This window comes from Mesorhizobium comanense (genome assembly GCF_005503535.1).
Lineage (GTDB): Bacteria > Pseudomonadota > Alphaproteobacteria > Rhizobiales > Rhizobiaceae > Mesorhizobium > Mesorhizobium comanense.
The window spans coordinates 170,724-189,043 of sequence record NZ_SCNN01000003.1; the positions used below are offsets into that span (position 1 = coordinate 170,724).

At 64.4% G+C, this 18,320-nt stretch carries 5 protein-coding genes; 3 read left to right on the forward strand and 2 right to left on the reverse strand.

Annotated features, from left to right (window positions below):
- The first annotated feature begins 289 nt into the window (after nucleotides 1-289).
- On the forward strand, nucleotides 290-1,381 hold the full coding sequence (locus tag FFS37_RS07430) for a Gfo/Idh/MocA family protein (protein ID WP_137930294.1): 1,092 nt from the start codon (nucleotides 290-292) through the stop codon (nucleotides 1,379-1,381).
- Nucleotides 1,382-1,571: 190 nt separating this feature from the next.
- The gene (locus FFS37_RS07435) at nucleotides 1,572-3,008 is read left to right on the forward strand and encodes an amidase (protein WP_137930295.1); all 1,437 of its coding nucleotides are present in this window, start codon (nucleotides 1,572-1,574) and stop codon (nucleotides 3,006-3,008) included.
- A 223-nt stretch (nucleotides 3,009-3,231) separates the two neighbouring features.
- Here FFS37_RS07435 and FFS37_RS07445 read toward each other — a convergent pair whose 3' ends face one another.
- Nucleotides 3,232-4,476 carry a M24 family metallopeptidase gene (locus FFS37_RS07445; RefSeq protein WP_137930297.1) on the reverse strand — a complete coding sequence of 415 codons (1,245 nt, stop codon included), beginning with the start codon at nucleotides 4,474-4,476 and terminating at the stop codon, nucleotides 3,232-3,234.
- A 339-nt stretch (nucleotides 4,477-4,815) separates the two neighbouring features.
- Nucleotides 4,816-5,361 carry an invasion associated locus B family protein gene (locus FFS37_RS07450; protein WP_232375595.1) on the reverse strand — a complete coding sequence of 182 codons (546 nt, stop codon included), beginning with the start codon at nucleotides 5,359-5,361 and terminating at the stop codon, nucleotides 4,816-4,818.
- Between the two features lie 310 nt (nucleotides 5,362-5,671).
- Between FFS37_RS07450 and FFS37_RS07455 the strand changes: the two genes are divergently transcribed.
- Nucleotides 5,672-18,178, forward strand: a complete 12,507-nt coding sequence (locus tag FFS37_RS07455) for a hypothetical protein (RefSeq protein WP_232375596.1) — start codon at nucleotides 5,672-5,674, stop codon at nucleotides 18,176-18,178.
- The last annotated feature ends 142 nt before the right edge of the window (nucleotides 18,179-18,320 follow it).

Sequence of the window (18,320 nt, forward strand, 5' to 3'; positions counted from 1 at the left end):
TTCCTCTCCCTCCGGAGGGGGGAGAGGTGGCGCCGCGAAGCGGCGACGGAGTGGGGGAAGGCGTTCGCCAAACGCTTAATCGCCGCAAGCCAGGCACAATCTGGCGAGAAAGAAAACTCAGGCGGTCGCGAAGGGTCGACCCCCACTCCGTCGAGCTACGCTCGACACCTCTCCCCCGATCGACGGGGGAGAGGAAGGCGCCAGGCAATGAGGGGCGGCGCAAACCTGGATGACCAATGTGGGCGGTACTGTCGCCGCCCAAGATTCAATCAAGAACTGGGAGGCTGATGTGGCCGACAAGGTAAGAGTGCTGGTCGTGGGGCTGGGCAATATGGGCGCGTCGCATGCCAGCGCCTATCATCGCTCCGAAGGGTTCGAGATCGTCGGCATCATGAGCCGCTCGATCAAGAGCAGCAAGAAGATCCCGGCCGAGCTTTCCGGCTATCCGCTCTTCGAGGATTTCGACCTGGCCTTGAAGGAGACGAAGCCGGACGCCGTCTCCATCAACAGCTGGCCGAACACGCATGCCGAATACGCGCTGAAGGCGATCGCGGCCAATTGCCATGTGTTCATGGAAAAGCCGCTCGCGACCAACATCGAGGATGCCGAGAAAGTGGTGGCTGCGGCGCGGGCGAAAAACCGCAAGCTGGTGCTCGGCTATATCCTGCGCGTCCATCCGTCCTGGATGAAATTCATCGAGGTTGGCAAGACGCTGGGCAAGCCGCTGGTGATGCGGCTCAACCTCAACCAGCAGAGCAGCGGCAGCGCCTGGCACTGGCACAAGAACCTGATCGATTCGCTGATCCCGATCGTCGACTGCGGTGTCCACTATGTCGACGTCATGTGCCAGCTGACCGGCGCCAGGCCGGTGCGGGTGCATGGCATCGGCGCGAAACTCTGGGCGGAAGCCGACAAGCAGAATTACGGCCATCTGCATGTCACTTTCGATGACGGCTCGGTCGGCTGGTACGAGGCCGGCTGGGGCCCGATGATGAGCGAGACGGCTTACTTCGTGAAGGATGTCGTCGGCCCCAAGGGCGCGGTCTCGATCGTCGCCGGCCAGGGAGCGGGCGATGCAAAGGACGCCGAGGAGGTTTCCGATTCCGCCGATATCGACCGGCACACCAAGACCGACGCGCTGAAGATCCACTACGCCGCCGTCGACGGCGACAAGAATTTTTCGAAACCCGACGAGATCGTCAGCATGGAGGACGAGCCCGGCCACCAGGAACTGTGCGATCGCGAGCAGGCTTTCTTCCTGCGCGCCATCCGCGAAGACCTCGATTTGACCGAGCAGATGGACGCGGCGGTCAACAGCCTGCGCATCGTGCTGGCCGCCGAACAGAGCATCGTGCTCGGACGCACCGTCGAACTGGCCTGACGCAATCCGGCCGCTGGCGCTGGAGACGGCGCCGGCAGCGCAGGAGTTTCTCCCTTCTCCCCGTCCCTATACGGGGAGAAGGTGCCGGCAGGCGGATGAGGGGCAGCGCTTACCTTTGCAATCGGCCGGTGGCGATGGCTCGCGCATTCTTGAGTGCGGCGGCGAGAGCATGGAAATTTGGGAGAGAGACATGGTCACCGACAGTCTGCTGAAAACCTATACGGAGTCCGACGCGCTGGCTCTCGCCGACCTCGTGCATCGGGGCGAGGTCTCGCCGGCCGAGCTGACCGAGGCGGCGATCACCGTCATCGAAAGCGTGAACCCCGCGCTCAACGCAGTGATTCATCGCCTCTATGACATGGCGCGTGCGCAGGCGGGCGCCGTCGACAAATCGGCTCCCTTCGCCGGCGTGCCGTTCCTGCTCAAGGAACTGGCCTCGTCCTGGGCGGGCACGCCCAACACCAATTCTTCCTTCTACCTCAAGGATGTCGTTGCCGATTTCGACACCGAGGTGGTCCGCCGCATGAAAAAGGCCGGGCTGGTGCTGGTCGGCAAGTCGAACGCGCCGGAAAACGGCTGGTCGATCACGACCGAGCCGAAGCTTTACGGCACGACGAAGAACCCCTGGAAGGAAGGCATCACGCCCGGCGGCTCGAGCGGGGGCGCTGCCGCCGCCATCGCCTCGCGCATGGTGCCGATCGCGGAAGCCAGCGACGGCGCCGGCTCGATCCGCGTGCCTGCCTCGTGCTGCGGCATCGTCGGGCTGAAACCATCGCGCGGCCGCGTCAGCCTCGCGCCGTTCGGCGACTATTGGTATGGCGGCGCCTATTTCCTGTGCTGCTCGCGCAGCGTGCGCGATACGGCGGCCTATCTCGACGCCGTGGCCGGCGCGCTGCCGGGCGATCCCTACACGCCGCCGGTGCCGGACGGCTCCTGGCTCACCCTGTCGGCGAAGGCGCCCAGGAAGCTGCGCATCGGCTTCACCGTCACGCCGCCCAACGGCACCGCCATCGACCCGGAGGTGAAGGCCGCGGTGCTGGCGACCGTCGCGGCGCTTGAAGGCCTCGGCCACCATGTCGAGGAGCACGACATGCCGCTCGACGCCGACGGCGTGTGGGCGACCTACACCAACATGACCTGCGTGCAGACGGCGGCGACCTTCGACTATCTGGAAACGTTGATCGGCCGGCCGGTGGCGCCTGGCGACGTGGAGGCGGTGACCTGGGCGATCATCGAGCGCGGCCGCGCCACCAGCGGCACCAGGCACATTTCCGACGTCGAGCGGTTGCGGCAGGTCGGCCGCGACATCGTCGGCGATCTCGATGGCTACGATCTCTTCGTCACGCCGACGCTGACGCAGCTGCCGCGCCCGTTCGGCTTCTACGACATGTCGGAGACCGACATCGACCGCTACAACGCCAAATGGACGGACGCCGTCTTCGCCTTCCCCTTCAACATCTCTGGCCAGCCAGCGATCTCGCTGCCGCTGGGATGGTCGAAGGGTGGGGTGCCGATCGGCGTGCAGCTCGTCGGCCGCTATGGCGACGAGGCGACGGTGCTGGCCGCCTCGACGCAGCTGGAGCAGGCGATGCCGTGGAAGGAGCGGCGCCCGCCGGTGAGTGGTTAGTTAGCCGGAAAAGCAGGGGAGTGGCAGGGCATCGGCGGTTGCGCTCTACGACGCCCCCCTCTGGCCTGCCGGCCATCTCCCCCACGGGTGGGGAGATCGGCAGTTTCGGCGCCGGCCCTTCTCCTTGCCACGTACAAAATTGGCGAAGGCAGTCGTGTCAGTCAATCTCCCCCCTCGTGGGGGAGATGCCCGGCAGGGCAGAGGGGCGCCGTAGAACGCCGGCCTACCCAATCCTCTCCAGCCGCCTCGGCAGCCGGTTCATCGCAACCGGGCCGTCCGGCGTGATCAGGAACTGGTCCTCGAGATTGAAGCTGGCGAGGCCATCGATATAGAGCGGGATTTCGAAGGCCAGCACCATGCCGGCCTCGATCGCGACATCGCTGTCCGCCGCGATGAACGGCCATTGCTCCGAAAACACCGACTGGCCGACGCCATGGCCGAAATGGCCGCGCCGGAAAGAGGGCAACCCCTGCCGGGCGAGGCTGGCGGTGGTGACCCGGTGGACGTGGCCAAGCGTGTTGCCGGGGACAAGTTCGGCCAGCCCGTCCTCGAAGGCGCGTTCGGCGATGGCGTGGAGTTCGGCCTGATCGGCGGAAGGCGGACCGAAGGTGAAATTGCGCGACATGTCCGAGGCGTAGCCGCCGACCGTGCAGACCATGTCGCATTTCAACGGATCGCCGGCCGCTGCCTTGGCGTCGGCGCCCCTGGCCCGCGCGCCGAGCGTGACATATTCGGCGGTGACGACGGGATGGGAGAGCCCCGCCGCCGCGTCGGCGACGCCCTTGCGGTAGAGTGCGACGAGGTCGGCCTGACGCATGCCGGCCATCGCGTCCACCTGCAAGCGCTCCAGCCCGGCCTCCGACAGGATGATGCCTTGCCGCAGGAGGTCGATCTCGCGTGCCTGCTTGATCGCCCTCAGCCTGTCCAGCACTGGCGACCCGTCGACCATCGGGCAGCGGGGCAGCAGTGTGCGCATGACCGAGAAATCGGCGACCGGCACGAAGTCGAGATCGATGCCGAGCGTTGCCTGGCCGAGTTCGAAGTCCTCCAGCATGGCCTGCAGCTGGCGCACCGAGCCGGTGAGATCGAAGGTGGCGGGGCGCGAAAAGTCCGGATCCCGGCCGAGCGATGCCAGTCCGGCTTCGATCCGGTCCGGCAGCGATTTGCCTTGTGACGACACCTCGACCGGCGCGGATTCGATCCAGATTGCGTGTGAGCGCACGGCCGCCTCGGGCAAGGCGGCCCGCAGCTGCGCTGCGTTGAAGTCGGCGGCGACGATGCCGATCGGCAGGTCCTGTCTGGCCGGGATGACGACGAAACCGCCGCCGGCGCGCCGGAACAGCCCCGCGGGGCCTATCCATGCACCGGTCGCATAGTGGAAGGCCTCCGGTGCGCTGAGCACCAGCGCCGAAATGCCGGCGCGCTGCATCAGCTCGGTGGCGTGCTGGCGGTCGACGAAGCCCGTCATGATCTGTCTCCGGTGTGCAGGGCGACACCGGAGCATTCCGCGTGCGGACAATCAAGCGGAGTGCTTACGATATTGATGCCCGGCATGCCTTTACGATTTCGTCATCCGCGGGCGGAGCAAGGAGCGTAGCGACGTGGCGCAGACCCCTGGAGCTGCTCTGCAGCCCAAGGGATCCATGCCGGGACTCTGGAGCGTTGGGACGGTTCAGAATTCTGCTCCGCAGCACCCTTCGATAAGGTCACGGAATGGATCCCAGGGTCTCCGCGACGGAGCTTCGCTCCTGCTTCGCCCTAGGATGACGAAGTTGGGAGGGCTTCGGCCAGTCCCACAAATGCCGCCCTACTTGATCGATTCCAGCTTGGCGAGCGCTGCGGTGAAGCCGGCCAGCGACACCGGGATGGTGACCGGCTTGCGGGTGACCGATTCCATGCCGATGTTGAGGCTGGTGCCCGACTTCATCGCCTTGACGAGGTCCGGCGACAGCGGCGTGGCGGCATAGGCGCCGTTCTGGTCGCTGGTCTGGATGGCGATGGTCGTTTTCTGCCCCTGGTCGACCTGATAACTGGCGCCGGACGGCAGGAACAGCCCGTGCGGCAAGGCGAGCAGCATGGCGAGGCTGCCATTGGCGTTGTCGCGGCGCACCGTCACGGTCAGCACGCGCTGTCCCGTCTTGGCCTCGGTGAGGTTCTGTGACAGCTGGCACTGAAGCTCGGTGCCCGCCGACCCGCTGGAGCAATTCACCGCCCACGGATTGGAGTCGGCGGGACCGGGCTTGGATTCCTTGGCCTGCGCGGGCTTCGCGTCCTCGGCAAACGCCGGTCCCAGCCAGGCCAGGCCCAGGCAGAGCGCGGCCGTTCCGGCGATTCGGCGAGGCAAATTAGTCATAGCTGAAATAACTATCATGATCTTCATGACCCCCGCAACGTTCCTTGCCCACGCACGTATTTTCTCGTTCGAGGCTTGATACAACAGCCCGCACTGCTCCGAAAGCGGAGTCGCGCCCAAGCAAGCCGGCAAATCTACTGTGACCGTCTTGCCACACATAAGAACTTTAGCACGAAATAACTGAATTCGAGGTCGTCAGGGCTCGCTATACAATAGAATTGGCGTAGAAATTTACACACGCGGGACGTGCAAGTCCCAGAAGGACTCGCCAGGGATGGGAACTACCGAGAAGTCTCGGCAAGTTGGTGAGATGACGGTGCGTGGGGAAAGGTTCCACGCGCGCGCCGTCGTCGGTCGTTCGCGTTTTGCTGGACAGTTGCTGAAGACGACAGCGCTTTCAACGCTGGCGCTGGCGCTCTCCGGCGCGGTCGCCTATGGCGACGATGCCGGGCTCTGGCAGCCGCAGATACGGGCAATCGTCGGCGCCGACAACAATGGCGGCAACGCCGCGCTCGAAGGCTTCATCCCGATCAAGCAGACGGCCGAATCGGTGCTGTTCCTGGATGTCAGGGCCAAGCACGATTTCAAGGATGCTTCCGGCCAGGATATCGGCCTTGGCATCCGCCGCATCGTCAACCCCGACCTGATGCTCGGCGGCTACGCCTATATCAACCTCGAGAACTACAACAGCACGCAGTTCACGGCAGGCACGCTGGGCGTCGAGGCCATCACGCCCAACTTCGACGCGCATGTGAACGTCTTCGTGCCGATAAAGGGCGACTCGACCGGCCAGTCGGTCTCTTCGACCCTGTCTATGGTCTCCAACCAGCTCATCGAACAGATATCGGTGCTCGACCATCGCGACTACGCGGCCTGGGGCATCGAAGGCGAGGTCGGCGCCCGGGTTCCGCTCAACCTGCCCGACAAGCATTCGCTGCGGCTCGACATTGGCGGCTACCATTTCGAGGATCCGCACGGCGACGACGGCAGCGTCACCGGCGCCAAGGCCGGGTTCGAATACACGATCGGCGATGTCTTCGGCAGCGGCACCGAACTGGTGCTCGCCGGCGAGGTCCGTGATGACAATCGCGATCACACCCAGTTCGCCGGCAGCGTGCGGCTGAACATTCCCTTCAACCCCGGCCATGGCTCGGACACGACCGGGGCGATCAGCGCGGCGGATCCGGTCTATCCGGTCAGCGAAGGCCTGCGCAAGCGCGTCAACGAGCGGGTGCGCGGCGATATCGGCGTCAGGGTCCAGTCGCAGGATTTTGACGGCGGCTCGTTCACGCGCGTGGCCATCAATGCCGCCAACAACGCGGCCTTCGGCAAGTTCTACTACGCCGATGGCGTGGGTGCCGGCACCGGCACGTTGGCGGCCCCGACGACGCTGGACAGTGCGGTCTCCCAGGCCGGCACCAGCGGCTTCGTGGTGGCACTTGGTGGCAACGGAAATTTGACGACCGCTGGCGTGACGCTTGCCAACGGCCAGACCGTCATCGGCGGCGGCGAGAGCGTCACCGCGAAACTGTTCGGCGGCGGCACCGCCACCTTCAACCTCGGCGGCAGCGACGGCACGATCCAGGGTGTCGGCTCGACCAATGTCATTACGCTCGCCAACAACAACACGCTGAACGGCATCACCATAACCGGCGACGGCAACGGCATTCTCGGCGCCGGCAAGACCGGCACGCTGACCAAGGTGACCGTCGACGGCGTCACCGGCAACGGCGCCAATTTCAGCGGCGATACCAGCAACATCAGCGCGTCCAACTTCACGTCGACGAACAACGGTCTCGACGGCCTGCACATCGAAGACAGCGGCACCTACAATTTCACCGGCACGACACTGCTGTCCGGCAACCATGACGACGGCCTCGATATTACGGGCCATGGCACCTACACCTTCGCCACCGTCAATGCGCAGAACAACACCGATCGCGGCATAACGGTACAGGGCACCTCGAGCGGCGGCACCTTCACCACCACGGGCGGCGCGATCTCCGGCAATGGCGGCATCGGCGTCTACATCGATCCGATCACCGCCCATGTGGTGCTGGATTCGATCTCTCAGACTGGCGGTCCGGCGGGCGTCGTGCTCGATCAGGTCTCGGGCAGCTTCACCGTCAACGGCACGACCACGATCTCCAACACCACCGGACCGGCGATCCAGATCACGGATTCGCCGGCGGCGATCCGCTTCGGCGGCGACGTGACGATCCAGGCGCCAAACGCGGGCGGCATCGATGTCTCGGGCATCAACGGCACGATCGGTTTCGGCAACGTCTACATTTCAGGGCTGACCAGTGGCCATACCGGGCTCGACCTGTCGGGCAGCCGGTCGACCTTCACCGCCACGCTGCTCAACATCACCGGCACCGGCACCTCGACCGGCATCGACCTTTCCGGCGCCACCGGCGGTTCGGTGGCCATCGGCAGCGGCACGATTGCCGTGGGCACGGGTGTGCAACTGGGCACGAATGGCGCATCGGGAACCAGTGCCAATACGTCCTTCACGTTCGGCGGCGGGTCGATCACCGGCACGGTGGCGTCGCTCGACGCGCGCGGCCTCAACCTGACCGGCACCTACGGGTTCGGCCCGACCGATCTTGTCGGCCCGCAGCTGTTCGATACGCACAACGTCATCTTCGTCGGCTCGATGCAGACCGGGACGGGCAGCGGCGCGTCGCTTCTCGACCTGGCCTCGATCGCGACCGCCGATGCCAACACCGCCAGCGGCGCGATCTTCGTGCTGGTCAATGACGGTACGGCGATCGATGCCAGTGGCGGCTTCTCGCTGAGCGCCGGGCAGACGCTGGCCTCGTTCGGCAATGGCCGCTCGTTCTCGCTCGGCGGCGTGCCGATGAACGTCACCGGCGACGATGTCGAGCATGACCAGGTGGTCACTGATCCGGGCGGCGGCGCGGCGACACTGACCAATTCCGGCGCCGGCGCGGTGGTGACGGCGGCCGGCGGCGGCACGTTGGAGGATTTCAACATTTCCGGCGGCTCGGGCGCGGCGATCAGCGCCTCCGGCTCCGGCAGCCTGACGATCCAGGGCGTGACGGTGAGCAGCGTCGCCACCGGCCTCTCGCTCAACGGTTTCACCGGCACCGGCACATTCAACAATTTCGACGTCACCAGCGCCGGCACCGGCGTCAGCATCACCGGCGGTACGACCGGCACCCTGACCTTCGACGCGGCGAGCTCGATCGCCGGCACGACGGGCGTCGCCTTCAACATCGATTCCTCGACGCCCAACCTCACCTACAACGGCACGATCAACCAGACCGCCGCCGCGAGCGCGGTCAAGATCAACGCCATGACCGGCGGCAGCGCCACCTTCGGCGGCCTGGTGACGGCCAGCACCGGCGCGGCCAACGCCATCGACCTGACCGCCAACACAGGCGGCAAGATCAATTTCACCGGCGGCCTGAACATCGACACGACCAGCGGCGCCGGCTTCACGGCGACGGGCGGCGGCACGATTGGCGTCGCGGCGACGGCAGGCGATGAATCGATCAAGACGACCACGGGGCAGGCGATCAACCTCACCAGCGTCACTATAGGTAGTGGTGGCGTTGCCTTCGACAGCATCACAACAGGAGTTGTTGCGGGCACAGGACTCGCCTTCAACAACGTTGATGGCGGAACTTTTTCGGGCGGCAACGTCACCGTCGGTGGCGCCAGCGTGTATGGCATCTTCATCTCAGGCTCGCCCGCCACCTTTAACTTTGCTTCCGCTACGGTAGCTAACACCCAGTTCGAAGGCATTTATCTCCACAACGCGAACGGCGATGTCACCTTCGATACCGTTGATGTTACCGGCACTGGCAGAAACGGCATCTGGATCGATGGCGCGACCAACGACGTCACCATCAGCGCCGGTTCTGTCGAGACCGCTTCTGTAGCCATCAACAGCAGTGTTGCCATCAGCAATACAGCAACGAGCACCGTCGATCTTGGATCGCTGAATATAATAGGGACCAACAATTTCGGACTTACGGTCGGCAGCGCGGCCGGCACGGTCAAGATGGCCGGCGGGACCATTACCCAAACCGGATCGGGCGGCGCGGTCGGCATATTCGATGGCACCGCCACACTTTCAGTTTCGATCGGTGCGGACATCACAAGCACCGGTGCGCCAGCACAGGCGATTCTCATCGAGCATACGGCCGGCGACATCACGCTTTCCGGCGATGTCACCGCAAGTACCGGGGCGTCGCTGTTCGCCATCGGCACCAATTCGGCGCCGACCGGCGGCCATATCACGCTTTCTGGAGCGCTGACGGCAACCGGGGGCGGCAACGCAATGGTCGGCAGTGTCGGCATGGGTTCAAGCGGTCTGGGCGTGAACGCCAAACTCGACGTGACCGGACCGCTATCAATCACCGGCGCGACCGGAAACGGGCTGTCGGTCTCAAACGTTGCGGGCAGCGCTACTTTCGGCGCGGTAACCGTGTCGGGCGCCAGCGGCAATGGCATCGACATTGGCGGCAATGCCGGCTCGATCACGTTCACCGGCACGACCAATGTGACGATGAGCTCGGCCGGCGGCACCGCCGGCATCAATTTCAGCGGCACGAACGCCGATGTCAGCTTCGGCACGACCAACGTGACGCTGGGCGCCGGCGCCAACCAGACCGGCATCGACTTCAGCGGCTCGTCGACGGCCGCCAGCTTCGGCCTGACCACGATCATGGGCCTCGGCGACATCACCTCGCGCGGCATCGACCTGTCGTCGACGACCGGCAACAAGACCATCACCTTCCTGGCCGGTTCCAAGATCGACGATCTCGGCGTCGGCGTCGAACTCAAGTCCGGCGACGTCGGCGCGACCTCGGCCAACGCCAACTTCACCTTCGGCGACGGCACGGCGGCCAACGGGCTGCAGTCGAGCATCATCGCGGCCGCCGGCGGCTACACCGTCAACACGGTCGGGCTCGATCCGGCGCTCGGCAACTACAATTTCAACGATGTCGCCTTCACCGGCAACGCCCATCTGGCCAGCGCGGTCAACGGCACCATCATGATCTCGCAGAACGGCGGCGTCATCGCCGCCGGCACGGACGGGCTGAGCGCCGCGGTGACCACGGTCACGGCCGCCGAGGCCGACGCCATGACCGGCACGCTGAACTTCGCCTTCGTCGGCACCGTCGACCTCAGCGGCACGCCGTTCACGCTCGATGCTGGCCAGTCGATCATCGGCTTCGGCAACGGCACCTCGATCCTCACCTCCGGCACGATCCAGCCGGTCAATGTCCAGGGCAATCTCGGCGCCACCGGCGGTGTCGTCACCGGCAATGAGGGCGTGGTCAAGAGCACGGGCAGCGACACGCTGCATCTGCTCGGCGGCAATCAGGTGAAGGACACCGCCTTCGATTTCAGCGGCGGCAGCGGCTCGGTCTTCGTCATCGACTCGAACCCGGCAGGCCCGGCAGTCTACGACAACACCGGCGGCATCGTCATCAACGGCGTCACGGTCAGCAATGTCGCCGTCGGCCAGACGGCGTTCAAGCTCGACGGCACCACCGGCACGATCGGCAATGTGTCGATCACCAACAACAACATCAACGTCGCCGGCACGTTGCTCGACGCCAATGGCGGCAGCGGCGACATCACGGTGACGCGCGGCGATCTGCCCAACAGCGGGCCGGCCGGCACGCTGACCGGCGGCGGCATCTCGATCGCCAACCACACCGGCGGCACGGTCAAGTTCACCGACGACGTGACGATCGGCGGCGACGGCGTTTCGCTCACCAACAACACCGGCACGACGATCACCTTCGCCGATCTGGGCGTGACGACGACCGGCGGCAACGGTGTCACGCTCACCAACAATACCGGCTCCACGATCACCTTCGACAATCTGGACGTTTCGACGGCGGGCGCGGCAGCATTCACCGCCACGGGCGGCGGCGCCATCAATGTCACCACCGGCACGGTGGCCAACTCGAACGGCCAGGCGGTTGCGCTGGACGGCATCACGGCCGGTATTCATTTCACCTCGACGAGCGCGACATTCAGCGCCGGCACCGGCATCGACCTGCAGAACGTCGGCGGCACGGCCGATTTCGGCACGGGCACGCTGACCAACACCGGGGCCGGCACCTCGTTCAATGTGGGCTCGGCGACGGCCGCGAGCGGCGGCAATGCCGACATTTCCTATGGCGGCACCATCGCCACCAACGGCAGCGGCGCGGCGGTCTCGATCCAGGGTATGACGGGCGGCTCGGTGACGCTGTCGGGCGACCTGACGGATGGGCTCGCGGACTCCGGCGGCAACATCGTCATCGCCGGCAACGATTCGGCCGCGATCACCTTCTCCGGCTCGAGCAAGGTGATCAACTCGGGCGCGACCGACGGCGTCAACATCGGATTCCCCGGCGGCTTCCCAGCGGGAACACCGAGCGCGAACACGAATTCGACGATCGACTTCACCAATGGCGGCCTCGACATCACGACGACGACGGGAACCGGCTTCGAAGCCATCGGCGATGTCATCAACCACCCGCCCGGTACGCCCTCGGCGATTACCGTCACCGGCACCGGCAACAAGATCAATTCCGGCGCCGACGGACTGCTGATGCTCGGCGCCAATGTCGGCGGCGCTGGCATAACGTTCGACAACATTTCGTCGGTGGCGACCGCCAGCGGCGGCAGCGTGGTGCTGAACACCGTCGATCTCGCCGGCGATGTGGACATAGGCGGCCTGACCAATACCGGCGCGGTCGGCGTCACCGTGTTCGGCGTGACCGGCACGGGCGCGGTCAACTTCACCGGAACGACTGATATCGATGTTGCCGGCTACGGCTTCCAGTTCGGTGGCCAGATCGGCACGGTCAACATCGCCAACGCTACCGGCTCCAGCCTGACCATCGACGGCGGCTCCACGGGCATTTCGTTCAATGGCGTATTTGGCGGCACCGTCAACATCGGCGGCCATGGCGGCACTGCCAGCATCGGCGCGACCACCAGCACCAGCGACTGGGCCATCGACGTCAACGGCAACACCGGCGGCACGCTGAATTACAATGGCTCGATCAATGTCACGCAAGGCAGTGCGCTGGCCGTCAGCGCAGCCGACCTCGCCACCGTCAATCTCAGCGGCACGGTGACGTCGACGACATCCTCGACCGCCTTCGATTTCGCCGGCGCCGACGGCACCTATTCGATCTCCAGCACGATCACGCACACCGGCGGCACCGGCGTCTCGGTGGACGGCGCATCCGACGGAACGATCACGTTCTCCGGCACGTCGAAGACATTCAGCACCGGCGCCAACGACGCGATCTACAAAGCTCCGGGTTTGACCTTCCCGGTGGCGCAGGGCTCGAGCACGCTCAACTTCACCAATGGCGGCCTGGTCATCACCACCACCAGCGGCGCCGGCTTCACCGCCAGCACCTTCGGAACGGGCTCGGTCAGCGTCACCAAGGACGGCGGTGCCGACAATACGATCACGACAACGACCGGAACCGCGCTCAAGCTCGACGGCGCGACGGTCGGTGCTGGTGGCGTCAATTTCGCTTCGATCTCGGCCACCGGTGCCGCGACAGGCATATCGCTGAACAATGTCGGCGGCGGCCCCCTCAGCCTCGGCGTGGTCGACCTTGAGGACATCACCGGTAGCGGCGTCCAGATCTCCGGCACGCTCGGCTCGACGCTGGACGCCACGAGCATCAAGATCGGGCTCGGCGCCATCAACGCGATCGGCCTCAATCTCAACGGCGCTTCGCTCGGCACCAGCAACATCGCCGCCGCCGGTTTCGACGTCAACGGCGGCAGTTTCGCCGGGACGCTCGGCATCGACATGGCCGGCACGACAGGCACCGGCACGATTCAGCTTGGCGACACGGACAACAGCCCAGCCGGCCGGCCCTCGACCATCAAGAATGTTGCGCAGGGCGTGCAGTTCTCCAGTACCACCAATGCCAACATGGTATTCGGCGACGGTCAGGCACCGGCCAAATCGTCGATCTCGACCATGGGCGGCTATGTCATCGCCGCCACCGACAGCCTGCCGACCAATGGCGACTACAATTTCAACGACGTCAATTTCAGCGGCGACATTTCGAACCTGTCGTCGATCAGCGTCTATTACGTCACCGCCGATGCCCTCGGCACGGGCGATGGCAGCCTCGCCAATCCGGGCACCTACGCGAATGCCCAGCTGTCTTCCGCCAATGTCATCGTGCTGATCGACAAGACCACGGGCGGCGTCCAGCAGACCATCGACATGGGCTCCACGTCGTACCAGCTGCACGACGGTCAGGTGCTGCTTGCCTTCAAGAGCGGCGACGCGGCCGTGGACGTCTCGCAGCTCGGCGTCGACGCCAGCGGCGGCGCTTCGGCCGCGTTCCACTTTACCACGGTTCAGAACTCGACGGTCGTCTCGGCGCCGGTCGGCATCGACACGCTGCGGCCTGTCCTGCAGAGCAACACGTCCGGTTCGGTCATCAACCTGGCGACATCGGGCACGGGCCTCATCACCGGCGGCGTCCAGAACCTCATCATCCGCAATCTGGGCGTCGGTGGGGGCATCACCGCCAATGCGAGTTCGGCCTCCAGCTTCTTCCTCAGGAGCAACGACATATCAGTCGGCGGCCGGGCGCTCGATTTCGGCACCACCGGCGCGCCGGCCAACACACTTCTGTTGTCGATCGACGGCAACACGCTGCAATCGAATGGCGCCAACTACGCGGCTTCCTTCTCGGGCCAGAACGTCAGCGCGACGCAGAATTCGATCGCCATCCGGTCGTTCTCCGGCAATACGGTGCTCAACGGAGCCGCGGGCACCGGCGGCGGCATCGCCTTCAGCAACGTCACCTTCGATTCCAACGGCGCCGGCGGCACCGTCAGCGCGGGCACGCTCGATATCGGCAAGTCGGGCGCGCGCGTCCTGGGTAACGGCCTCAGCCTCACCGGCACCAGCGGCAAACTGGACCTCGGCACGTTCACCGTCTTCAACGACAGCGGCACCGGCCTGCTGGTCGACACCAAGGGCCCGCCAGCCACCAATTTCACGCTGAGCAGCAGCGGCGGTTCGGTCGACACCACCAACGGCACGGCCCTCAATCTCGACCCGCTGACGGTCAACATGACCGTGGGCAGCGTCACCTCCACGGGCGATACGAACGGCATCATCTTCGACGGTGTGGCCGGTACCTTTACAGTGACGGGCGCCACCAGCATCACCGGCACTTCGGGCTACGGCATCGACGCCAACACCGCCAACACCGGTACCTTCAACTTCAACACGGTGGCGGTGGACAACACCACGACCGCCGGCGGCGGCATCCATGTCGCGACAGGCACGCTCAATGTCTCCGGCCTCGCCAATATCGACACGACGAGCGGCAACGGCATCCTGCAGGCCGGCGGCACCACCAGCTTCACCGGCGGGCTGACCGTCGACACCACCACCGGCACCGGCATCGTCGGAACCGGCGGCACGATCGGCGTCACCGCCACCAGCGGCGCCGAAACCGTGACTTCGACGCTCGGCCAGGCGATCAGCCTTTCCGGCGTGACCGCCGACATTACCCTTGACTCGACCTCGTCGGGCGGCGGCACCAACAATGTCGCCTTCAGCAATGTCAGCGGCTCGGTGGCGCTGGGCGGCGGCACTCTCAGCGGCGCCACGGGCTCAGCGTTCCTGGTCGGCGGCGGCGGCCTTGGCACCGGCGGCACCGCCGCCATCACCTATGCGGGCTCCATCACCAGCGGCAGCTATCATGCGGTCGACATCGAGGACCGCGCTTCGGGCGCGGGCAACATCACGCTGTCGGGCAACATCAGCCACAATGTGAACGCGGACGGCATCGTCGTCATCAACAACGCGTCCGGCACCATCACCTTCTCCGGCACGTCGAAGTCGATCAGCTCGGGCAACAGCGCCGGCGTCAATGCGTCGAACAACACCAACGCGACGGTCGCCTTCACCAATGGCGGGCTGGTCATCACCACCAACACTGGCCCGGCCTTCTACGCCACCGGCAGCGGCACCGTCAGCGTCACCAAGGACGGTGGCGCCGACAACACGATTTCGACCAGCGGCGGCGGCGCCGTCTACATGAGCGGGGTGATCGTTGGCAGCAGCGGCGTGAATTTCGCCTCCACCAGCAACAGCACCGCCAGCGCCAGCAACAACAGCAGCGTCGTCCTCACCAACGTCACCGGTTCCGGCACGATCAATCTGGGCACCGGCACGCTGGTCGGCGGCTCGCTCGCCGTGATCAATGTGACCGGCGGCAGCGCCAACCTGACCTATTCGGGCAATATCAACGAGGCGATCGCCGGCCAGGCGATGGTGTCGGTCTCGGGCGGCCACACCGGCACGATCACCTTCAACACCGGCACGCTGTCGGCCACCAATGGCACCGGCCTGCAGTTCAACAACGCAAACGGCGCCTACCATTTCAACGGCACCACGACGCTGAACGGCGGCGATGCAGGCGTCGACATCCTCGGCGGCTCGACCGGCACGTTCAGCTTCGGCACCGGCGCCTCGATCACCAGTCCGAGTGGCATCGCCTTCAACGTCGTCGGCGGCAGCGCCAGCGTCACCTATGCCGGCACGATCACCCAGGCCACGGCCAGCCAGCGCATGATTGCGATAACCGACACGACCGGCGGCGCCATCAGTTTCACCACGGCCGTGGCGAACGGGCTCAACAACTCGGCCGCTACCGGTACCGGCATCCTGATCGATGGCGCCGCCGGCAACGTCACCGTCAACAATGCCAGCCTGACCGGCGCGCGCGGCATCACCATTCTTGGCGACGCCGCCAACAACGCCACTGGCACCTTCACCTTCAACAATGTCGCGATCGATACCGCCACCGGCGCCACCAACCATGCCTTCGTGATCGACGGTGACCAAGGCACGCCGACCAACAATGATGTCAGCGCCACGATCAATCTTAACAATGTCGACATCACCAATCCTGGCGGCAATGTCGTCAACATCCAGGGCATGGGTGGCGGCTCGGTCAATTTCGACGCCAACAGTTCGATCAACCGAAACGACGGTGGCCTCGGCATCGTCGTCACCAGCAATGCCGGCGGCACGATCAATTTCGGCGGCTCGACGAAGACACTTTCGACAGGAACCAACAACGCCGTCGATTTGACCAACAATGGCGGCGCGACCATCAACTTCACCAATGGCGGGCTGGCGATCACGACCAGCAGCGGCACCGGCTTCAACGCCACCGGCGGCGGCACGGTGACGGTGCAGGGCACCGGCAACACCATCACGTCCACTACTGGCACTGCGCTGAACGTGGTCAACACGACAATTGGCGGTTCCGGGCTTACGTTCCAGAGCATTTCGTCGAACGGAGCCGCCAACGGCATCGTGCTCAATAATACCGGCCTCGCCGCCGGAAACGGCGGCCTGACGGTGACCGGCACAGGCACGACGGCAGGGTCTGGTGGTACTATCCAGAATGCAGTGCAGGGTGCACTGTTCACCTCGACGAAGAACCTTTCGCTCTCGAACATGAACTTCACCAATGCCAACAGCGGCAACGGCACGGTGAACAACATCGACGGCCCGACATTCAACAGCGCCGCACAGGCTGCGATAAACATGAGCAGCGTCTCCACGGCGTCGTTCACCAACCTCAACCTCAACGGGGGCGTCCAGGTCGGCATCAACGGCCAGAACGTATCAAACTTGACGATTGCCAACTCCACGGTAACCGGCTTTGGCGACCAGGTGGGCGAGGGCAATGTCAAGCTCTGGAACCTTTCGGGCACCTCAGCGGTCACCAATTCAACATTTGGCTTCGTGCCAGGGGATACCAGCGCTGGCGAAAACCTGTTTGAAGTGCGCAACAACTCCGGCACGCTGACACTGAATGTCACCGGCAGCACCTTCCAGAACACCAGGGATTCCAGCAACGGGTCCGGGGGCATCGCCTTCACTACGACCGGCACCGCAACAGCGACCGTCAATGTTTCAAACAGCAGCTTCCTCAATATGAAGACGTCGGGCTTCGAAGGCTTCGCCAAGCAGACATCGACACTTAACGTCAACATCACGGACGGCGGCACTGCCGGCAATGGCAATACCTTCGATCCCACCGGCACCAATCAGCTCAGCCGTGCTATCGGGCTCAATGCGCAGGATACCGCACAGCTGACTTTCAACATCAACCGTAACAAGAAGATCTATGGCAGTGGCGGTCCGATCATCAACATCTATGGCCAGGATAGCGCGAATATTCAAGGCCGCATAAACAACAACGGTGACATACAAAACAACAACACGGCCGCCAATTCTATTGGAGGGCCGATCTCGATCCATACAAGCAGCACAGCCGCCACAGCCGTGGTCGAGATAATCGGCAACACTATTGTGAACAATGGTGGGAGTCCGTCCATCGAAGCCGATGTCGTCGGCCAGGGCGGTGCCAGTGATCATGGCACAATGGATATAACCATCATGAACAACACGCTCACATTCGCGGGTCGAAACCTGACGCAGAGCAACATATTCAATGATGGCATCTACCTGACCAGCGGAGCCAGCAATACTGACGCGACAATCTTGACCGCCAACGTCCAGGGTAACACCGTCAACGGGCTGACCGGGCCCAGCGGCAATTTGGCATTCGTGCTCGGCAATTTCGGTGGACCAAGCGCCAACATCTATCTCGAAGGATTCAACTCAAACACCACCACGACATGGAACAGTCGTGGCAATACGCCCACTGGGTCCGTTCTCGACAATGGGGGGGCGATCGGAGCAATACCAGGTGGGCATAATGGCGGTCACACGATAACGCCGAGCAACCCCAGTCAATAGAAAGCGCAATGTCTAGTTGTGCTGACGTGAAGAATTATCGAAATGCAATCTCAGAGAATTCTTCGCAGAAAAGTGAAATGAAATAGCTGGACAGTTCCCTTAGGGAAGGATACTTCTAGATTAAAGAAAATCGATGGTTGGA